Here is a 19,620-nt window from a genome sequence, read left to right as displayed (position 1 = left end):
ATATCTTGCCAAAAGTCCACATGGAACGCAAGGATATTTATCCGGTTTCTACGAGGTATATCGACTATTTATTTGTTATAAACGCGTTATTATGTGATTACTATGAGTAGATTTGGTGACGCAAATACCGTGGCGACCCGATACTGGCACCGCCTCGACGATGGGCGGGTCCAGTGCGATTTGTGCCCGCGTTTTTGCAAACTGCACGAAGGCCAGCGCGGCCTGTGCTTTGTGCGCGCCAATGAAAACGACAGTATCGTCATGACCAGCTACGGGCGCTCCAGCGGCTATTGCATCGACCCCATCGAGAAGAAACCGCTAAACCATTTCCTGCCGGGGACCCCGGTACTCTCTTTCGGCACGGCAGGTTGCAACCTGGCCTGTAAGTTTTGCCAGAACTGGGACATCAGCAAGTCCCGCGAGATCGACACACTGGCCGATGAGGCCTCGCCGGAACGGATTGCGAACGTGGCGAAATCCCTCGGCTGTCGCAGTGTTGCGTACACTTATAATGATCCGGTGATTTTTCACGAGTATACCATTGATGTCGCCAGGGCCTGCCACGAGGTGGGTTTGCAGTCGGTTTCGGTGAGTGCCGGTTATGTCTGCCCCGAGCCGCGGGCCGAGTTTTACCAGTACATGGACGCGGCAAATATCGACCTGAAGGCTTTTACCGAGGACTTTTATCACAAGATCACGGGTGCCCACCTGCGACCGGTGCTGGATACCTTGCTCTACATCCAGCATGAAACGGATGTCTGGCTGGAGACCACGACCTTGTTAATCCCGGGGGAAAATGACAGCGAAGCGGAAATCGAGGCCATGACCCAATGGGTAGTCGAGAATCTCGGCCCGGATATGCCCATGCACTTTTCGGCCTTTCATCCCGATTATAAAATGCTCAATGTGCCACCGACGCCCCGCGAAACCCTGGTCCGGGCACATGAAATTGCCCGCAAAAACGGTGTGCGCTATGCCTACACCGGCAATCTTTATGACGTCGATGGTGGCACGACTTATTGCCACAGTTGCGGGGCGAAGCTCATTGTCCGTGACTGGTACGAATTGAAGGACTGGCAGCTGGATAAACACGGCCACTGCAAGCAATGTGGCACAGCCTGCGCCGGCGTATTCGAGGCCTCCCCCGGGCAGTGGGGGGCTCGCCGCCAGCCGGTCCGCCTGGCCGATTTTGCCAGCTAGCCCGGCTGATTCCCCGCTTTTACTTGACTTCACTGCACCGCGCCCTAGACTCGCAAGCCTGATGATTTAGACAGCGGCCAGACACCTTATATATGGCCCGTGTTCAGGAGTGAGCCATGAGTGGTGGATGTACCTCAGATGTAACCGAACCGTTTGCCTTGCAGGCGCTGGGCGATAGCATGGAACCCGAATTCGAGGATGGGGCGATCATTATCGTCGACCAGGCCGCGCCCTGTGGCAATGGTTCCTACGTGGTGCTCGATTACCAGGGTGAAACCCATTTTCGTCAATACGTTGAGGAGGATGGCAAGAAATACATGCGACCGCTAAACACTGCCTATGAAACGGTCGAACTGGCTGAACCCTTCAGTGTCCGTGGCGTGGTGATTCAGAAATACTTCAAACGCAAACGTACCCATTATGACTGGACCACGAAAGAAATTGCCGTGGCCCGTGTTACCTCATGAGCCAGGGACAACTGCCTGTAGAAGAGCTGCATAGCCTGGCTGACTTTATTCGTTGGGGCGCCAGTCGTTTTAACGAAGCCGGGCTGCACTATGGTCACGGTACCAATAATGCGGTTGACGAGGCACTGACACTGGTATTGCACGCCCTGCACCTGCAGCACGGCCTCGCCCCGGAGCTGTTTTCCGCGCGTCTCACACGGGACGAAAAACAGCGCGTTTTTGACTTGCTTGGCCAGCGTTATGAACAGCGTATCCCGGTGCCTTATCTGACTCATGAGGCCTGGTTTGCCGGCTTGTCATTTTATGTTGATGAACGTGTGCTGGTACCGCGTTCGCCAATTGCCGAACTCATCGAGCAGCAATTTGAACCCTGGGTCGACGCCGAACAGGTTGGCCACGTGCTGGACATGTGTACCGGCAGTGCCTGTATTGCCATTGCCTGTGCCCACGCCTTTCCGTATGCCCAGGTTGATGCGGCCGATATCTCGACGGATGCACTGGCGGTGGCGCAAAAGAACATTGAACAACATGGTCTGGAAGGGACGGTAAATCTTTACGAATCCAACCTGTTTGCGAACCTGCCGGTGCAGCGTTATGACATTATCGTCAGCAACCCGCCGTATGTGTCGGCCGGGGAAATGGCGGCATTGCCGGACGAGTACAACCATGAGCCGGCGATGGGCCTGGCATCGGGTGAAGACGGGCTGGATGCTTGTGTCGAGATCCTGGCCGAGGCCGGTAACCGCTTAAGTGATGACGGTATCCTGGTTGTGGAAGTCGGTAACAGTGCCGAGACGCTGGCGACGCGTTTTCCGCAGGTGCCGTTTCTCTGGCTCGACTTCGAACGCGGTGGCGAGGGTGTGTTCCTGTTGACCGCGAAGCAGGTCAGAGAACATCAGGTCGAATTTACAGGCCAGCGACGCGCAGCCGGTTAAAGGAAACAGGGCTGAAACCTGAAACAGCGCTGCACGTGCTTAATGACACGCATCGCTATGGCCTGGATATCGACGAGGATTGATCCAGATCATAGCTGCCGGTTAAGAGGCGCGGCATAATCTTTCGTCATTCAGCGGAATAGAATCAGGCGGCATCATTGCTGTCCCGTTAACGTAAGCCTGATAAGCAGTAAGCATCGGGTAAATAAGACAATGTGTTATCGAATCTAAATCCCCTCACCCTAACCCTCTCCCGGAGGGAGAGGGAATTAACGAGACAGCAGTGAGGCGGCATACTAGCCTTCTCCCGGAAGAAGAGGGAATTAACGAGACAGCAGTGAGGCGGCATGAAACAAACCGAACAACAAGTCATCTTTGACCTCGAGCTACTGAAAAAGTACGACGTTAGTGGCCCGCGTTACACTTCCTATCCAACCGCGCCCCAGTTTGATGCCGGTTTTACGGAGCAGGATTACCGGGCCTGTATCGCCGACAGCCAGGCTGCAGGGCCTTCCCGGCCATTATCGCTGTATGTGCATCTGCCGTTCTGCGACACGATTTGTTACTACTGCGCCTGTAACAAGATCGTCACCAGGGACCGCGCCCGCGCTGTCCCCTATCTGCAACACCTCTATAAAGAGATCGCCATGCAGGCGGTCCTGTTCGATAGTGATCGCATCGTTGAACAATTGCATTGGGGTGGTGGCACGCCGACCTTTATCAGTCATGCGCAAATGACTGAACTGATGCAGCATCTTCATCAACAGTTTAATTTTGCCGCGGATGAAGCCGGCGAGTACTCAATCGAGATCGACCCGCGAGAGGCCAATGCGGAAACCATCGCCGTGTTGCGCGATATCGGTTTTAACCGCCTGAGCCTCGGCGTGCAGGACCTCGATGAAGGCGTGCAGAAGGCGGTGAACCGCATCCAGTCTGAAGAGGAGACCTTTGCCGTAATCGATGCCGCGCGTGCCGAGGGCTTCCGTTCCATCAGCCTGGATCTGATGTACGGCCTGCCGCGGCAAACGGTGGCCGGTTTTATGCGTACCCTTGAGCGTGTGTTACAGGCCGAACCGGATCGGTTGTCACTGTTTAACTACGCGCACATGCCGACCCTGTTCAAACCACAACGACGCATCAATGATGCCGAGTTGCCGGATGCGCAGACCAAGCTTGATATCCTGCAGGCCAGTATCGAACACCTCGGCAAGGCCGGTTATGTGTACATCGGTATGGATCACTTTGCCCGCCCGGATGATGAACTGGCAGTGGCCCAGCGCGAAGGCAAATTGCATCGCAATTTCCAGGGTTACTCGACGCACGCTGACTGTGACCTGCTGGCCTTCGGTGTGACGGCCATCGGCCAGATCGGTGACAGCTATAGCCAGAACCAGCGCGAGGCGGAGGCCTATTACACGGCACTCGACGCCGGGCAGCTGCCCCTGTTACGCGGCATGCGCCTGAGCGAGGATGACAAGGTCCGGCGTCATGTGATCCAGACCCTGATTTGTCACTTTGCTCTTGAGTTTGCTGTTATCGATGCTGAACTGGAGATTGATTCCCGTCACTACTTCGCAGAGGACTTACGCCATCTCGAGCCAATGCAGGCCGATGGCCTGCTTGAAGTGAGCGATGCCGGTATCCGGGTCTTGCCAGCGGGACGCTTGTTGATTCGCAATATCTGCATGGTCTTTGATGCCTACCTGCAAAAGTCGGCACAGCAATTCTCCAGGGTCATCTAATACACGCTGACGAGATGCCAATAAACGGCTACAATACCCTCCATGTCAGGAAACAGCTTCGGAAAATTATTCACTGTAACGTCCTTTGGCGAGAGCCACGGGCCGGCACTCGGTGCCACCGTCGATGGTTGTCCCCCCGGCCTGGAGCTGAGTGAGGCCGACCTGCAAGGCGACCTGGATCGCCGCAAGCCCGGTACCTCGCGGCATACGACCCAGCGGCGTGAAGCAGACGCGGTGCAGATCCTCTCGGGTGTCTTCGAGGGCAAGACCACGGGTACGCCGATTGGTCTTATTATCCACAATACCGATCAGCGCTCCAAAGATTACTCCGAAATCATGGACAGTTTCCGTCCTGGCCATGCCGACTATACCTACCAGCAGAAATACGGGGTTCGCGATTACCGTGGTGGCGGCCGTTCGTCGGCGCGTGAAACCGCAATGCGTGTTGCCGCGGGCGCTATTGCCAAGAAGTGGCTCAGGCAGCGTTACGGCATCGAGATACGCGGTTACCTGTCGCAACTCGGACCGATCAGGCCCGAGGCCTTTGACTGGGATGAGGTTCGCAACAATGCCTTTTTCTGCCCGGATGCCGGCAAGGTCGCTGAGCTCGAGGCCTACATGGATGCGCTGCGTAAAGAGGGTGATTCCATTGGTGCCCGTGTAACAGTCGTCGCCACTGGTGTGCCGCCGGGTCTGGGCGAACCGATTTTCGATCGCCTTGATGCCGATATTGCGCACGCGCTCATGAGTATCAACGCCGTCAAGGGTGTGGAACTCGGTGCCGGCTTTGCCTGTGTCGAACAAAAGGGCACCGAACACCGGGATGAGATCACGCCCGCGGGTTTTATCGGCAATAATGCCGGGGGCGTGCTCGGTGGTATCTCCAGCGGCCAGGACATCGTTGCCAGCATCGCCATGAAACCGACTTCCAGCCTGCGCCTGCCGGGCCAGAGTGTGAACCTGAAGGGTGAGCCGATCGAGGTGATAACCAGGGGACGGCATGACCCTTGCGTGGGTATCCGCGCCACGCCGATTGCCGAGGCCATGCTCGCCATTGTGCTCATGGACCACATGTTGCGCCATCGTGCCCAGAATATGGATGTCGAGTCTGCCACACCAGTGATCCCGGCCAGCAGAGACTGACCCGCCTTTCCCACGTGACCGCCCCCCCGCAGACTGACCCAGCGACGCCTTACTGGCGGCTGTCCGGCTTTTATTTTTTCTACTTTGCCTCCCTCGGTGTGCTGGTACCGTACTGGCCGTTATATCTGAAGTCACTCGGTTTTACGCCGAGTGCTATCGGCGAACTCATGGCACTCGTCATGGCGACCAAGATCATCGCCCCCAACGTCTGGGGCTGGATCGCTGACCATACAGGCAGGCGCATGATGATCGTGCGTGGTGGCTCCCTGCTGGCGGTTTTGTGTTTCGCCGGGGTGTTTTTTGGCCAGCACTACTGGTGGATGGTTATGGTCATGGGGGCATTCAGTTTCTTCTGGAACGCCACCCTGCCACAATTCGAGGCTACTACCTTCACGCACCTCGGGGAGAATAGCCATCAATACAGCTCAATCCGGTTATGGGGCTCGATTGGTTTTGTGATCGCCGTGGCGATACTTGGCACCGCCCTGGAAGACCGGGGTGCAGGGATAGTACCGGTGTTTCTGATCGCCTTGTTTGCCGGCATCTGGTTAATAAGCCTGATCGTCCCGGAGCGAGCGGCTGGACATCTTCAGCTGGATAAAGATTCCATTTTCAAGGTCATTCGCCGTCCGGAAGTAGGCGCATTGATTGTGGTGGTGTTTTTAATGCAGGCCAGCCACGGGCCGTTTTATACCTTCTACAGTATTTACCTTGAAGACCATGGTTATTCGAAGATATGGATCGGCTGGCTGTGGGCCCTCGGTGTCATTGCCGAGATCGTTGTGTTCATGTTCATGCATCGCCTGATTCCACGCTTTGGCCTGCGCAAACTGTTAATGTTCAGCCTGCTGGTTGCTGCAGTGCGCTGGCTTTTGTTGGGTGAGTACGTGGACTCGCTGGGCATGATGTTGTTCGTACAGGTTTGTCATGCGGCCACGTTTGGTATCTTTCATGCGGTGTCGATTCACTACTTTCATCTTCACTTCACCGGTGCACACCAGGGACGTGGGCAGGCGCTTTACAGCAGCATGAGCTTCGGTGCCGGCGGGGCACTCGGTGCGCTGCTCGGGGGCTATGCATGGACCAGCCTGGGTCCGGGCATGACCTATAATATCGCCGCTCTACTGGCGGCACTGGCTATAGTGATTAGCTGGCGTTTTATACGGGAGCCGCTGGTAGCAGCTTGAGCATGGCCTCGGCCGCATTCGACAAGGTGCGCTCGGTATGTCTTGCGACCCCGAGTTCACGTTGCAGTTTGAGTCCTGGCACGTTTAAGGCATGCACTTCCTCGTCGATCATGCTTGCCGGCAGAATGCTCCAGCCGAGGCCGATCGAAACCATCATCTTGATTGTTTCCAGGTAATTCGTCGAGAGCCGTAACTGCGGCTCAATGTCATAGGGTCGGAAGGCGTCTTCGATCACCTCCCGGGTAAAGGTACCGTGTGCCGGCAGGATCGCCGGATAGCCGGCCAGCGCCACCAGTTCAACACTGCGCCTGGTATGCAAGGGGTGATCCGGACCAACGACGACCCGTAGCTTATCGTGCCACACCGGCGTGCAGGCAAGACTCGGCGGAGGTATCAAGGGCAGGGTAACGATAGCAAGTTCGAGATCACCGTGTAATACCGCCTCGCAGGCCTCTTCTGAATCCATAAAGTGCAGGTCCAGTTCCACATTCGCATAACGCTGGTTGAAGGCGCGCAATACCTCCGGCAGGCGGTGGAGGCCGATATGGTGACTCGTGCCGATACTGAGGCGGCCACCAACCTCGCCGGCCAGGTTGCTGATGACCCGACGACTGTCCTGCACCTCGGCAAGGATGCGCCGGGCACGGGGCAGCAGGGCCTGACCGGCCTCGGTGAGCAGGGTCTGCCGGCCAATGCGGTCGAACAGGCGGGTGTTGAGTTCCGCCTCGAGGCTAGCGATGCGCTTGCTTATCGCCGGCTGGGTGACATGCATGGACTCGGCGGCAAGCGAAAAGGAGCGGTGCTCAGCGACATTGATAAAGACCTGCAGGCTGGTGATATCCATACCAGAAGTATAACCAATTGGAATGAAAAGTATAATAAATATGAATTTGAGTAATGCTTTTTGCGGGCGTACCCTACAGGCCTTGAAACGGAGACAAGCAATGGCAGGCAAAACACTTTACGACAAACTCTGGGACAGTCATGTGGTGCGCATCGACGATGACGGCACGGCCTTACACTATATAGACCGTCATCTCGTCCATGAAGTGACCTCGCCACAGGCCTTCGAGGGCCTGCGCCTGGCGGGGCGCCAGGTATGGCGCAGGGACTCGATCCTGGCCACGCCGGATCACAATGTGCCGACAACCGATCGGCGTGCCGGCATCACCGATCCGGTCTCGCGCCTGCAGGTAGAGACGCTGGGTTCAAATTGCAGCGACTTCGGGATCACCGAGTTTGACATGAGCGATCACCGTCAGGGGATTGTGCATGTTATCGGACCGGAGCAGGGCGCAACCTTGCCCGGCATGACCGTGGTCTGTGGCGACTCACACACCTCGACACACGGTGCCTTCGGCGCGCTGGCCTTTGGTATCGGCACCTCGGAAGTCGAACATGTTATGGCCACGCAATGCCTGTTGCAGAAAAAGTCCAGGAGTATGCTGGTGAGTGTCGATGGCCAGGTAGGTCCCGGTGTCACCGCGAAGGATATCGTCCTCGCCATTATTGGCGAGATAGGCACCGCCGGCGGCACCGGTTACGCCATCGAATTCGGTGGTGAGGCTATCCAGGCCCTCTCCATGGAAGGTCGCATGACCGTCTGTAATATGGCCATCGAGGCCGGGGCACGCGCCGGCATGGTGGCGGTGGATGATACGACGATTGACTATATCAAGGGCCGCCCGTTTGCACCGACTAGCGAACAGTGGCCACAGGCCGTGGCCAGTTGGCGTGAACTGCATAGTGATGCTGATGCCGGGTTCGATCGCGTCGTACATCTTGATGCCGCAAGCATTCGCCCGCAGGTCACCTGGGGCACTTCCCCAGAGATGGTGGTGCCGATTGATGCCGCGGTTCCCGATCCGGTCAATGAGAGTGATCCTGTGAAGCGTGAAGGTATGCAACGCGCGCTCGAGTATATGGGGTTGACGGCCAACACCCCGATAAATGAGATAGCGGTTGATAAGGTCTTCATCGGTTCCTGCACCAATTCCCGCATCGAGGACCTGCGTGCCGCGGCCGAAGTCGCAAAAGGGCGCAAGGTGGCAGCGAACGTCAAGCTGGCGATGGTGGTGCCGGGCTCAGGCCTCGTCAAGGAACAGGCTGAGGCGGAAGGGCTGGACAAGATCTTTGTCGCGGCCGGTTTTGAGTGGCGTGAGCCCGGTTGTTCCATGTGCCTGGCCATGAACGCCGATCGCCTGGAAGAGGGTGAGCGTTGTGCCTCAACCTCGAACCGCAACTTTGAGGGTCGTCAGGGCCGGGGCGGACGCACGCACCTGGTGAGCCCGGCAATGGCCGCGGCGGCTGCCGTCACGGGACACTTTACCGATGTACGTAAGCTGAGCGAGGTGGCATGAACATGGATAAGTTTACGCAATTGAATGGTCTGGTTTTGCCGCTGGATCGTGCCAACGTCGATACCGACGCGATTATCCCCAAGCAGTTTCTGAAATCGATCAAGCGCAGCGGTTTCGGCGTTAACCTGTTCGATGACTGGCGTTACCTGGATACTGGTGAACCGGGAATGGATAACAGCCAGCGCCCGATCAATGAAGACTTTGTATTGAACAAGCCGCGTTACCAGGGCGCAGAGATCCTGTTGGCGCGTAAAAACTTTGGTTGTGGCTCATCGCGTGAACATGCACCATGGGCCTTGCTCGATTATGGTTTTCGCGTCGTCATTGCACCTAGCTATGCCGACATCTTTTTCAATAACTGTTTCAAGAACGGCATTCTGCCTATCGTCCTTGATGAACAGGTTGTCGACAAGTTATTCAGGGAAGTTGAGGCGACCGAAGGCTACTGCCTTAAGGTAGACCTTGAGGCACAAACCGTGACTACGCCGGCAGGTGAGAGTATTGCCTTTGAAGTCGATGCCTTCCGCAAACACTGCCTGCTGAATGGTCTGGATGATATCGGCCTGACCCTGCAGCATACTGACGATATCAAGGCATATGAAGAACGTCGCAAACAGGAAGCGCCCTGGCTTTTTTAGGATGAAGAGTTAGTAACGCGGAGATCGCGGAGCCGCCAAGAACGCGAAGTCTTCTGTAAAAATAGTTATTGAAACTATATGCAGTTCATTGAAATTGTTTTTTTGTAGTACTTTTATAATTTACTTTGCGTGCTTTGCGTTTATTATTTTGAATACAGGTTATTCTTATGACGATGAAAATTGCAGTGTTACCCGGTGACGGGATTGGTATTGAGATCATGGCCGAGGCCGAGAAGGTGCTGGACTGCCTGCGTAGCGACTTTGGGCTTGATGTAGAGACCGAACAGGGGCTTGTTGGCGGTGCCGGCTATGATGCACACGGTAAACCGCTGCCGGATGAAACCCTGCAATTGGCAAAGGCTGCCGATGCGGTCATGCTTGGTGCCGTCGGTGGCTACAAGTGGGAGTCACTGGATATCGCGGTGCGTCCGGAGAAGGGGCTGCTCGGTCTGCGTGCCGAGCTGGAACTGTTTGCCAACCTGCGCCCGGCCATCCTTTACCCGCAACTGGCCGACGCCTCGACGCTGAAGCCGGAAGTCGTCTCCGGTCTTGACCTCATGATTGTACGTGAACTGACCGGTGGTATTTACTTCGGTCAGCCACGTGGTATTCGCACTCTCGATGATGGCCAGCGTCAGGGGTATAATACGCTCGTGTATTCCGAATCAGAAGTGGATCGTATCGGGCGGGTCGCCTTTGACATTGCCATGAAACGTGACCGCCGGGTTTGCTCAGTGGACAAGGCTAATGTGCTTGAGTGTACCGAGATGTGGCGTGACGTCATGGAAAGTGTCGCGAAGGATTATCCGGATGTGGAACTCAGCCACATGTATGTGGATAACGCCGCCATGCAACTCGTACGCGCGCCGAAGCAATTTGATGTCATGGTCACAACCAATATGTTCGGTGACATCCTCTCTGACTGCGCGGCCATGCTGACCGGCTCCATCGGCATGCTGCCCTCGGCCTCGCTGGATGCAAATGGTAAGGGCATGTATGAACCGATTCACGGCTCGGCACCGGATATTGCCGGTCAGAACAAGGCCAACCCGCTGGCAACCATTCTTTCGGTGGCCATGATGCTGCGTTACACCTTTAACAGGGCGGATGACGCACAGCGTATCGAGGACGCGGTCGGCACCGTTCTCGACAAGGGCATCCGCACAACGGATATCTGGTCAGAAGGTATGCAGGCAGTGGGTACGGCGGAAATGGGCGATGCCGTGGTTGCCGTGCTGCGTGAAGCCAGATAATTTTATAAAGATTACGATTCAGGAGAACAGCAATGCGTGTAGGTCTAGTTGGTTGGCGAGGGATGGTTGGTTCAGTACTCATGCAGAGAATGCGTGAGGAGAATGATTTTGACCTGATTGACCCGGTTTTTTTTACGACCTCACAGGCAGGTCAGGCTGGCCCGGCTATCGGTAAGGATGTGCCGCCGCTGAAGGATGCAAAGGACCTGGACGAATTGAAAGCCATGGATGCCATCATTTCCTGTCAGGGTGGTGGCTACACCGAGGCGGTTTACCCGGCGTTGCGCAAGGCCGGTTGGCAGGGCTACTGGATCGACGCTGCCTCTACCCTGCGCATGGCAGAAGAGAGTGTGATTGTCCTTGACCCCGTTAACCTCGACGTCATCAAGGCTGCCCTGGTCAAAGGTAATAAGACCTTTGTCGGCGGCAATTGCACCGTGAGCCTGATGCTGATGGCGATCGGTGGCCTGTTCAAGCAGGGCCTGGTCGAGTGGATTTCGCCGATGACCTACCAGGCGGCTTCCGGTGCCGGGGCGCAGAATATGCGCGAGCTTATCAAGCAGATGGGTGCCATCTATGCTGACGTCAAGCCACTGGTCGATGATCCGGCCTCGGCGATTCTTGATATCGATCGCCAGGTCACCAGTTTCATGCGCAGCGATGCCTACCCCACCGAGCAGTGGGGCGTACCGCTCGCCGGTAGCCTGATCCCGTGGCTGGATTCGCAGCTGGAAAGCGGCCAGACCCGTGAAGAATGGAAGGCCGAGGTGGAAAGCAACAAGATCCTCGGCACCACCGGCAAGCCGACCCCGATCGACGGCATCTGTGTGCGCATCGGCGCCATGCGCTGTCACAGTCAGGCCATGACCATCAAAATGAACAAGGATGTGCCGCTGGACGAGATCCACGGCATCCTCGCTGAGGCTAATGACTGGGTAAAGGTCGTGCCAAACGACCGCGATATCACCATGAAAGAGCTGACCCCGTCCGCCGTGACCGGTACCCTGACGGTGCCTGTTGGTCGTCTGCGCAAGCTGACCATGGGCAATGATTACCTGTCAGCCTTCACCGTGGGTGACCAGCTGCTATGGGGGGCCGCTGAGCCGCTGCGCCGCATGCTGAGGATCTTGCTCGAAAAGTAATTTTTACGGGGCCTGCGCGGTTTGCAAAAGCGACGTCGGGAAGAGAATGGCAGCACTTGCCCAAGCCAGGGAGCCACTCTCATCCCGGCGCAGGCCGGGATCCAGAACAGTTTGTCATTCCGGCACAGGTCGGGATCCAGAACAGTTCGTCATCCCGGCGCAGGCCGGAATCCAGTACATAGCTCGTTATTCCGCGGTGTAGGCCGGGATCCACTCAGACTGCCGCTTTCTTGCCAGGGAAGCTGTTTTTATTTTCTAATCAACAAGATATAAAAGAACAAGCGCCCGGCTAGCGGGTAAATAAACGATTCCCTGTCCACCAGGCCTTGCACAGGCTAAAATTTCTCAAAATTTGACCTTATTCAAGGTTTTATACGCAGCTAAGGCGTAGTCTTCATAGACTTTCGTAAAAATCGCGCCAAATGACTGAAATGTTTGTAAAAGCTTGGCTATAATGTATAGTTACATAACTATTATAAGGGGGCTTTCGCCTCCGACCTGATAACATAAAACAGCCCGTCAATAAGGGGTGGCCGCAGGGGAGCTGGTGCTATAGCCACTTCGCAGCCTGGCAAAGATATAAAAAAACAGAATGGAGTTAGGACGTTGCGCAAACTCAAAATCTTTTTTGTAACACTCATCTGCCTGTTGTCATCAAACATTGCTTATACATTGGGTGTTGGTGACATCAAGGTCAATTCGGCACTCAACCAACCACTGGATGCAGAGATTAAACTGTTCTCACTGCGACCCGGTGAGGCAGATAATATCCGCGTAACACTGGGCACATTAAAAGACTTTGCCAATGCCGGCATCGATCGTCCACTGGTACTCAGCGATCTGAAGTTCAGGGTTGTCGATAACAAGGATGGTTCGGCGTCGATCAGGGTGACCTCGACGAAACCCGTCAAGGAACCTTTCCTGGATTTCCTTGTTGAGGTTGACTGGTCAGGCGGTCGTTTAATACGTGAATATACGATGTTGCTTGACCCGCCCGTGTTTGCCCAGCGCAAGGCTGCACCGGTGCAGGTACCTGTCACGCGGGCTCCTGCCTCATCGACGAGGGCCACACCAGCCCCCCGGACGATGGCACCAGCATCAGCATCAGGTACAAGTGCAGCAATTACTGACAATAGTGGTGAATTGTTCCCCCGTATCGAACTGGGCGGAGAGAGCGCCACAGTAGCTGCGCGTGCCTCGATGGCGACGAGTGATGAGAAGTATAAGGTCAGGAAGAATGATACCTTATGGTCGATTGCCGCCAGCCTGCGCCCGGACAGCAGCATCACGACAGAGCAGATGATGATGGCGCTGTTACGCAGTAACCCGCAGGCCTTTATCGACGGAAATATCAACGGGTTGAAATCAGGCTTTATCCTGCGAGTGCCTGAGCGCGACATGCTTGAGGCCATCAATAGTGCCGAGGCGATCCGGCAGACGCGCGAACAGAATGAACTCTGGCGAAACGCTCGCGAAACGATAAGTCGTGGCGAAACGCCAACCGGTACCCAGGGTGAAGCCAGCCAGGTGGAGCAGGCCGGCGCAGCAGTGAGTGCAGATTCAGGCGTCAAACTGGTTACCCCCAGACAGACGGATGCATCCAGTTCCGCACAGGGAGCCGGCGGCGAAGATAACAGCAGCGAGCAGCTGGCTTTGTACAATGAGCAGCTTGCTTCCAAGGAGCTGGAAAACGCTGATCTGAAGGGGCGTCTTGGTGCCTTGCAAGATCAGCTTGAGTCGATGGAACGCCTGCTTACCCTGAAGGAAGAATCCCTTGCTGAACTGCAGGGCAAGCTTGGTGAGCAGGCTGTTACACCAGCCGAGCCGGCTCCTGTTGCCGTCGAACCGGAGGTGAAGACGACGCCTGCGGCCACCAAACCCACTGGCAATAAATCAGCAAACCGGTTTGCCCTGGACGACATTGTCCAGGCCGAAATTCCGGCACCGAAGCCGGTTACCGCGAAACCAGAGGCGAGGGTCGCCACTCCGGTCGCGCCTGCTGCCAATGAAGGGGTTTTTGGTTTTGTTAAGGAAATGCTGAACAACGTTGCTGTTATCGGCGTGCTCGTCGTCGTTGTTATTGGCCTGCTTGCGATGATCTGGTTGGTTCAACGCCGCCGTATGGCCGCTGCGCAGTTCCCGGAAAGCATCCTTACCGGCAGGCCAGCGACTGCCGGTACCGAGAGCAGCGTAACCGAAGAAACCTCGTTACTGAGTGACTTCGCACCAAGCGCCATGAGCGGAGCGATTGAATCTGAAATCGGCGAGGTTGATCCCTTATCCGAGGCCGATGTTTATATCGCCTATAACAAGCATCAGCAGGCCGAAGAGTTACTGACCAGTGCTATCGAGCAAGAGCCGGATCGTCTCGATCTCAAGCTCAAGCTTATGGAAGTTTATTATTCCGCGAAGAACAGTGATGCCTTCCTGGCGCTGGCATCTGAAGTTAATGCTGCCAAGGGTGATCAGAATGCAGCCTTGTGGGGCAAGGCCGCTGAGATGGGTCGCGAATTATTTCCCGATAATGACCTGTTCCGGGATAACAGTAACCTGGACGCTGAGGATGACTTCTCGGATCTGCAGGATCTTGCCGAACTGGATGACCTCGAGACAGATTTTAATACAGCCGTAACAGAAGAGACTTCAACCCTGGATATTCAGGAAATCGAAGAACCTGCTGGTGAATTCGATCTGGATATGTCGGCTCTTGATGAAGTCGATGCTGAATCCGGGCTGGCCGGCGGAAGCGATGAGGATGACCTCTCACTCGACTTCGATATGCCGGAAGCGGGGGAAGAAACGGACACCTCCAACGGACCGGGTGACTTTGACCTGAGTGCCTTCGAAGAAGACACAGATGAGGTTGTAGCGAAGGACGAAGCTCCCGTTACCGAGTTTGATGCTGCCGAGCTGGATATGGCCATGTCGGATGAAACCGAAGAGGCACCGGCGGAAGAGGATGAAATACTGGGGCTTGATGAGGTCGCCACCAAGCTTGATCTCGCCAAGGCGTATATTGATATGGGCGACCCGGATGGTGCACGCTCAATCCTTGATGAAGTACTTAACGAAGGCAATGACGGGCAGAAAGCCGAAGCACAGGGCCTTATTAACGAATTGTAATGAATCGTTGTTCCACGCACAGCCGACGCAGACCTGCGTCGGCTGTTTGCGTTTGGGAACCGGGAAAGCATCAACTCATGCATCCAGTCATCAGGGTTTTTAGTGCCATTGTGGCGATTGTCTTTCTGGCGACACCGGCCTGGGGTGAAGTGTTACTGGTGCTGGTTATCAGCATGGGTCTGCTGATGAGCAAGGATAAGGCCTTGTTGCTACCCGCCCTGAAAATGCTGGGGCGGCTCAAGTGGTTATATCTTTCCATCTTTATTGTCTATGGCTGGTTTACCCCGGGGCAGAGCGTGCCGGCATTACCCATGCTTAACGCCTCCTATCTACCCACAATAGAGGGCCTGCAGGCGGGGGCCTTGCGGGTGTCGGTTCTGATTGCCATCGTCAGCGTGGTCGCGGGGCTGCTGCAAACAATGGAAAAGGATAAACTGGTTGCCGCAATCGTCTGGCTGACCCTCCCGTTGCGGAAAGTCGGCCTGGATAGTCAGCGGTTTGCGCTCTTGCTGGTGCTAACCCTCGACAGAGTATTGCAATCAGAAACGACAGTGCGCGAATTACTCCAGGAGAAGAAACAGCAGGCAGGTTTGTTGAACAAGGCCAGCGCGGTAATTGCCGGTGCACTGCTCCGCGTAGAAAACAGTGCCAGCCAGGAGCAGATGGTGGAGATAACTCTGGACGAAACAAGTTCCCCTTCACCGTGGCAATGGCTCATACCCCTGGTGCTGGGAACCGCGCTCTATCTTTTGAGATATTGAATGACTGAAATGAAAAAGATTGCACTTGGCATTGAATACAATGGTTCAGCCTACAACGGTTGGCAAAGGCAGAAGCATGGTCTTGGCGTACAGGCGGTGCTGGAGAAGGCCCTGTCCTATGTTGCGAATGAACCGGTCAAGGTAGTCTGCGCGGGCCGTACGGATACCGGTGTGCACGCGGCCGGCCAGGTAGTGCATTTTGAGACCCACGCCGAACGGGATGAGCGGGCCTGGGTGCTGGGTGCGAATACCAAATTGCCTAAAGATATCAGTGTTAACTGGGCAATGCCGGTGGCAAGCGACTTTCACGCCCGTTTCTCGGCACTTGAGCGATCTTACCGTTACGTCATCTGCGGTCGTCCGATTCGACCAGCCGTTCTCAACAAACTGGTTAGCTGGGATTACCGTTCTCTTGATGAACAGCTTATGCAACAGGCCGCGGCTTGCCTGATCGGTGAGCATGATTTTTCCTCCTATCGTGCCATGCAGTGCCAGGCAAAAAGCCCGGTTCGCACTGTATCCCGGCTGGAGGTGATACGCTCCGGCGACTTTATCTTTATTGATATCGAGGCCAACGCGTTCCTGCATCATATGGTGAGAAACATTGCCGGCGTCCTGATGGCGATCGGGGCAGGTGAAAAACCGGTTGCCTGGTCGGCCGAGGTCCTGGAGCATCGTGACCGTACCCTCGGTGGGGTGACAGCATCGCCCGATGGCCTGTATTTCATAAAGGTGAGCTACCCGGAGCACTTCCGGATACCGGTTACCAACGTAAAAAACCTGTTTCCTTAGGAGCCTGTTGGATTCAGGGGGATTGAAGCGAGGGAGTGGGAGGCGGCAAATTCATACTATAACCCGACAGGCTCCTGTTTATCGAGGCATTTCTTGCATTGCAAGGGCATGCCCTTGCAGGCGAGGCGACCCTGCTCGGTGGTTACCCAGGGGCGTTGTTGCCAGGGCGGCCGGTGACGAACATGCCGGGTGTGGCCACAGCTGAGCACGGCTACCCAATCATGCTGCTCGTCAGTGTGGAAACCGATGATATGCCGTGTTTTCAAAAGCCTCTCGAGGCCAGATTCTCGTAGGCGGTGTATACCGGTTCATGCTGACTGCTCTTTTTCTGCTTCTGGCGACGCTCGTTAAGACGACGTTCGACTTTTTGCCAGGTTACATTACGCCAGTTCAGGGCGCGACGCTCATTATTGCCGGCACGGTACTGAAATTCGTGCAGAGCTACCCGTCGTCCGGCCAGACTCTTATTATTCAGCTTGCGAATGGCTTTCAAAGCCAGCTTATCCGGTGCGATGTTGGCCAGGCCATAATACAGGGCGACATTATTGCCGATTAATTTGATCACCTTGAAAGATGCTTGTTTGTCATAACCTTTAAAGAAGCGCTGTAATTCCTTCTCGGTGACGTTCGCCGAGAGGTTGCCCACAAAGATTTCCATTCCCGGTCCCTCCATATCCATTCTTTGACAGATTAACGTTGTTTTTAGTATACGAAAAAGGAGTAATAACACGTATCCCCGGTTTATTCCAGACCGTGTTCCATGGCTTGCCAGTGGGGGATCAGGGTGCAGGTTTCCTCGTGCTCGTCATAACTGATCACGATACGGCCTTCACATAGTTGCTGATGGATTTGAGAACTCTTTGTTTCTAAAGAAATTTCATGGTCACCGTAGTCAGTGCCCTCGCGGCTTATGAATTCCTCGATCAGGGCTGCCAGGGTGGCCGGGGAGAGTTGGTCATACGGGATGAGCATCGTTTGAGTATGCCATGTGTCAGGGTGAGGGAAAAGCTCATGGCAGAGCGGCTTTTTTGGTCAACATGGGTAGTTGTTCCTGTTTTGCAATGGGATGCGGGGGCGGAAACTTGGGTTACATGCAAGTGTCATCTTACCGTCATGGTGCTGACATATCCGGCTAGCAGACTACAGCCATGAGAGAAATGAACAGAGCAAAGAAAGGAGATATGGGATGAACTTCTATATCAAGGAACGCCCGGACAATACGGTGCTGTTACTGTCAGATATCGGCCAGACGATTGCCACGTTTAACAGCCTGGAGGATGCCGTTGATTCCTGTTCTGACTGGCTTGAACACGAGAGTCAGTATGGTGACTATAGCGAATGTTTTGTGCTGGACTAGGCAAGGACTATGCAGTCCTGCACTATGCATGGTGTTGCCTGTCTATCCAGTGCTTTCCGTTTCTGAAGCCGTCCGGGACTGACTACCTGGCCAGAAATCAATGCCTTTCTTGATAAACTCGTTATAGGGCAGGTAATGCGTGCCGTCGCATGAGAATGTCAGGCCAATCATGCCATTGAAGATATTGATCGAGCCAGAGCGAAGGTAAAGGACGTCATCCATAATGCGCAATTTCCGGAATAACTCGAGCAGGGGTCGTATCATGCCGGCCGGCACAACGGCGTTTTCCGGGTACTCACGGCGCGGGTAAGTCAGCACTATGTCCGGGTCGGTCATGGCTTCAAAATCCAGCAGGCGGTAGCGGTAGGGGTCATCGACCAGCCAGATAGTCGAGCGGCTGTTTGAGAAATGGATCTTGCCGTGGAAAATACCGTGATCGACAATCAATTCTTCCATGATAGCGATGACCTCTTCCGAATGCTTGTCAATCAGGCTTTCTTCACGGTGTTGCGCAAAGAGGCCGGCACGGATGGCGGGGTCACCCTTGATCTGGTGCCATGTCTGCGGCTCATCAACCAGCTCACGGGCCAGGGGCAGATCCCGGGTATCAGCATCTACACCGATATAGCCAAGCAGGTTGCCAGTCTCTTCATAGTGAATGGCCTGAATGGCGGTTATGGAAGGACGCTTGGCGCGCAGACTGATATAGGCATCGGAAAGGAAAAAGTCAGCATCGGCCGGCAGTGTCTGGATATAGGGCCTGACGGAACGATCCCGGCCAAAATGCTCGGTTAGTATGCCGTCGTGGCTGACATTGTCAGAGATCTGGATGGCATGTGTATTCATGACGTAGATAAACTTGATATACGGTAGATCAACCAGGGCGGCCTTGAGTAGCTGGTCAAGAAGCTTGCGATCCGGGAAGACCTTGCTGCACTGCCTGGCTAATTCACGTAGCGGTTCCTTGAGCATGACCGTCAGGGTGTCCCGCTGGCGGGAAATATTTTTTTGTTGCTCAGTGGTCATACTGCCGGGCTAACTCAATCTATTAATACACGACGAATTATAATCCAGACACCGGGGCGGTAAAACTGGTGTGATTGCGGGCTGAATATCCAGCCCGCATATGCTTTATGAGGATTTTTCGTCGCTGTCTTTGCTGTCTTTATCACTGCTCTCTGCAGGAGCCTGTTCTGCCGGTTCTTCTTCTACGGGCTCTGCCAGTATATTTTCGGATGGTGTACCCGTTGGCCAGTCAGCAACGGGATAAGGGCGCGCCTCGCTGTTAAATGTCAGGTAAACCATGATCTGATAAATGAAGGTGCTCAGACTTTGCCCAAGGCCTAACAGCTTTTCGTTCCGTTCGCCGGTGAACAGTACCGAGAAGAACTGAAACAGAATCACCAGACCAATGATGATCTCGGCGACCCAGTAAATAATCAGGCCTCGTCAGAAAAATTCATGGGTAGTTTTCGGGGCAGGTAGCGCTCCAAGCGCGTGATATAAGGCGATTTCAGTCG

20 protein-coding genes are annotated in these 19,620 nt (G+C 55.1%); 14 read left to right on the top strand and 6 right to left on the bottom strand.

The genetic code is table 11. The features are described from left to right. Positions 1-102: 102 nt before the first annotated feature. The 6 genes from amrS (at position 103) to RQ738_RS07260 (ending at position 6,674) form a co-directional block, all read left to right on the top strand. On the top strand, positions 103-1,200 hold the full coding sequence (amrS, locus tag RQ738_RS07285; protein ID WP_314163482.1) for an AmmeMemoRadiSam system radical SAM enzyme: 1,098 nt from the start codon (positions 103-105) through the stop codon (positions 1,198-1,200). Positions 1,201-1,316: 116 nt separating this feature from the next. After that, positions 1,317-1,667, top strand: a complete 351-nt coding sequence (locus RQ738_RS07280; protein WP_314163480.1) for a S24 family peptidase — start codon at positions 1,317-1,319, stop codon at positions 1,665-1,667. Next, on the top strand, positions 1,664-2,602 hold the full coding sequence (prmB, locus tag RQ738_RS07275) for a 50S ribosomal protein L3 N(5)-glutamine methyltransferase (protein ID WP_314163477.1): 939 nt from the start codon (positions 1,664-1,666) through the stop codon (positions 2,600-2,602). The genes RQ738_RS07280 and prmB overlap by 4 nt, the downstream gene beginning before the upstream one ends. Before the next feature lie 347 nt (positions 2,603-2,949). Beyond that, on the top strand, positions 2,950-4,344 hold the full coding sequence (gene hemN, locus RQ738_RS07270; RefSeq protein ID WP_314163472.1) for an oxygen-independent coproporphyrinogen III oxidase: 1,395 nt from the start codon (positions 2,950-2,952) through the stop codon (positions 4,342-4,344). Between the two features lie 42 nt (positions 4,345-4,386). Then, positions 4,387-5,487, top strand: a complete 1,101-nt coding sequence (gene aroC / locus RQ738_RS07265; RefSeq protein WP_314163468.1) for a chorismate synthase — start codon at positions 4,387-4,389, stop codon at positions 5,485-5,487. Positions 5,488-5,501: 14 nt separating this feature from the next. Further along, positions 5,502-6,674 carry an MFS transporter gene (locus tag RQ738_RS07260; RefSeq protein WP_314163463.1) on the top strand — a complete coding sequence of 391 codons (1,173 nt, stop codon included), beginning with the start codon at positions 5,502-5,504 and terminating at the stop codon, positions 6,672-6,674. Here RQ738_RS07260 and RQ738_RS07255 read toward each other — a convergent pair. Further along, the gene (locus RQ738_RS07255) at positions 6,646-7,518 is read right to left on the bottom strand and encodes a LysR family transcriptional regulator (protein WP_314163459.1); all 873 of its coding nucleotides are present in this window, start codon (positions 7,516-7,518) and stop codon (positions 6,646-6,648) included. The two genes, RQ738_RS07260 and RQ738_RS07255, sit on opposite strands and share 29 nt — an antisense overlap. A 100-nt stretch (positions 7,519-7,618) precedes the next feature. Here RQ738_RS07255 and leuC point away from each other — a divergent pair, with 100 nt between their 5' ends. The 7 genes from leuC to truA all read left to right on the top strand — a co-directional run bounded on the left by leuC (position 7,619) and on the right by truA (position 16,743). Then, positions 7,619-9,034, top strand: coding sequence for a 3-isopropylmalate dehydratase large subunit (leuC, locus tag RQ738_RS07250; RefSeq protein ID WP_314163454.1), 1,416 nt, complete (start codon positions 7,619-7,621; stop codon positions 9,032-9,034). A 2-nt stretch (positions 9,035-9,036) separates the two neighbouring features. Further along, entirely contained in the window at positions 9,037-9,672 is a 636-nt protein-coding gene (gene leuD / locus RQ738_RS07245) for a 3-isopropylmalate dehydratase small subunit (protein ID WP_314163452.1), read from the top strand. A 167-nt stretch (positions 9,673-9,839) separates the two neighbouring features. Then, positions 9,840-10,925 (top strand): 3-isopropylmalate dehydrogenase, encoded by a 1,086-nt coding sequence (gene leuB, locus RQ738_RS07240; protein ID WP_314163450.1) that lies wholly within the window; start codon positions 9,840-9,842, stop codon positions 10,923-10,925. A 32-nt stretch (positions 10,926-10,957) separates the two neighbouring features. Further along, positions 10,958-12,067, top strand: a complete 1,110-nt coding sequence (gene asd, locus RQ738_RS07235; RefSeq protein ID WP_314163449.1) for an aspartate-semialdehyde dehydrogenase — start codon at positions 10,958-10,960, stop codon at positions 12,065-12,067. A 606-nt stretch (positions 12,068-12,673) separates the two neighbouring features. Further along, positions 12,674-15,190 (top strand): FimV/HubP family polar landmark protein, encoded by a 2,517-nt coding sequence (locus tag RQ738_RS07230; protein WP_314163448.1) that lies wholly within the window; start codon positions 12,674-12,676, stop codon positions 15,188-15,190. A 77-nt stretch (positions 15,191-15,267) separates the two neighbouring features. Continuing rightward, entirely contained in the window at positions 15,268-15,951 is a 684-nt protein-coding gene (locus RQ738_RS07225) for a hypothetical protein (RefSeq protein WP_314163446.1), read from the top strand. Positions 15,952-15,960: 9 nt separating this feature from the next. Beyond that, on the top strand, positions 15,961-16,743 hold the full coding sequence (truA, locus tag RQ738_RS07220) for a tRNA pseudouridine(38-40) synthase TruA (RefSeq protein WP_314163507.1): 783 nt from the start codon (positions 15,961-15,963) through the stop codon (positions 16,741-16,743). Between the two features lie 56 nt (positions 16,744-16,799). Here truA and RQ738_RS07215 read toward each other — a convergent pair whose 3' ends face one another. The 3 genes from RQ738_RS07215 to RQ738_RS07205 all read right to left on the bottom strand — a co-directional run bounded on the left by RQ738_RS07215 (position 16,800) and on the right by RQ738_RS07205 (position 17,715). Then, a complete protein-coding gene (locus tag RQ738_RS07215) occupies positions 16,800-17,009 on the bottom strand; it encodes a DUF3565 domain-containing protein (protein ID WP_314163444.1) in 210 nt (69 codons plus the stop codon). Continuing rightward, positions 17,006-17,401 (bottom strand): RNA-binding protein, encoded by a 396-nt coding sequence (locus tag RQ738_RS07210; RefSeq protein WP_314163442.1) that lies wholly within the window; start codon positions 17,399-17,401, stop codon positions 17,006-17,008. The genes RQ738_RS07215 and RQ738_RS07210 overlap by 4 nt, the downstream gene beginning before the upstream one ends. 83 nt (positions 17,402-17,484) lie before the next feature. Beyond that, positions 17,485-17,715 carry a YheU family protein gene (locus RQ738_RS07205; protein WP_314163440.1) on the bottom strand — a complete coding sequence of 77 codons (231 nt, stop codon included), beginning with the start codon at positions 17,713-17,715 and terminating at the stop codon, positions 17,485-17,487. 214 nt (positions 17,716-17,929) lie between these two features. Between RQ738_RS07205 and RQ738_RS07200 the strand changes: the two genes are divergently transcribed. Next, the gene (locus tag RQ738_RS07200; RefSeq protein ID WP_314163434.1) at positions 17,930-18,100 is read left to right on the top strand and encodes a hypothetical protein; all 171 of its coding nucleotides are present in this window, start codon (positions 17,930-17,932) and stop codon (positions 18,098-18,100) included. Positions 18,101-18,142: 42 nt separating this feature from the next. Here RQ738_RS07200 and RQ738_RS07195 read toward each other — a convergent pair whose 3' ends face one another. Beyond that, positions 18,143-19,126 (bottom strand): PDC sensor domain-containing protein, encoded by a 984-nt coding sequence (locus RQ738_RS07195; protein ID WP_314163427.1) that lies wholly within the window; start codon positions 19,124-19,126, stop codon positions 18,143-18,145. A gap of 105 nt (positions 19,127-19,231) precedes the next feature. Beyond that, complete coding sequence (locus RQ738_RS07190) at positions 19,232-19,537, bottom strand: DUF4389 domain-containing protein (RefSeq protein ID WP_314163506.1); 306 nt, start codon at positions 19,535-19,537, stop codon at positions 19,232-19,234. Positions 19,538-19,620 lie beyond the last annotated feature (83 nt).

The organism is Sulfuriflexus sp. (assembly GCF_032250955.1).
Taxonomy (GTDB): domain Bacteria; phylum Pseudomonadota; class Gammaproteobacteria; order AKS1; family AKS1; genus Sulfuriflexus.
Note: the sequence above shows the minus strand (reverse complement) of the source record. Positions and strands in the feature narration are given on the sequence as shown.

Coding starts and splice junctions, on each gene's coding strand:
- amrS (WP_314163482.1), top strand. CDS start 103: ATGAGTAGATTTGGTGACGCAAATACCGTGGCGACCCGATACTGGCAC.
- RQ738_RS07280 (WP_314163480.1), top strand. CDS start 1,317: ATGAGTGGTGGATGTACCTCAGATGTAACCGAACCGTTTGCCTTGCAG.
- prmB (WP_314163477.1), top strand. CDS start 1,664: ATGAGCCAGGGACAACTGCCTGTAGAAGAGCTGCATAGCCTGGCTGAC.
- hemN (WP_314163472.1), top strand. CDS start 2,950: ATGAAACAAACCGAACAACAAGTCATCTTTGACCTCGAGCTACTGAAA.
- aroC (WP_314163468.1), top strand. CDS start 4,387: ATGTCAGGAAACAGCTTCGGAAAATTATTCACTGTAACGTCCTTTGGC.
- RQ738_RS07255 (WP_314163459.1), bottom strand. CDS start 7,518: ATGGATATCACCAGCCTGCAGGTCTTTATCAATGTCGCTGAGCACCGC.
- leuC (WP_314163454.1), top strand. CDS start 7,619: ATGGCAGGCAAAACACTTTACGACAAACTCTGGGACAGTCATGTGGTG.
- leuD (WP_314163452.1), top strand. CDS start 9,037: ATGGATAAGTTTACGCAATTGAATGGTCTGGTTTTGCCGCTGGATCGT.
- leuB (WP_314163450.1), top strand. CDS start 9,840: ATGACGATGAAAATTGCAGTGTTACCCGGTGACGGGATTGGTATTGAG.
- asd (WP_314163449.1), top strand. CDS start 10,958: ATGCGTGTAGGTCTAGTTGGTTGGCGAGGGATGGTTGGTTCAGTACTC.
- RQ738_RS07225 (WP_314163446.1), top strand. CDS start 15,268: ATGCATCCAGTCATCAGGGTTTTTAGTGCCATTGTGGCGATTGTCTTT.
- truA (WP_314163507.1), top strand. CDS start 15,961: ATGAAAAAGATTGCACTTGGCATTGAATACAATGGTTCAGCCTACAAC.
- RQ738_RS07210 (WP_314163442.1), bottom strand. CDS start 17,401: ATGGAAATCTTTGTGGGCAACCTCTCGGCGAACGTCACCGAGAAGGAA.
- RQ738_RS07205 (WP_314163440.1), bottom strand. CDS start 17,715: ATGCTCATCCCGTATGACCAACTCTCCCCGGCCACCCTGGCAGCCCTG.
- RQ738_RS07200 (WP_314163434.1), top strand. CDS start 17,930: ATGAACTTCTATATCAAGGAACGCCCGGACAATACGGTGCTGTTACTG.
- RQ738_RS07195 (WP_314163427.1), bottom strand. CDS start 19,126: ATGACCACTGAGCAACAAAAAAATATTTCCCGCCAGCGGGACACCCTG.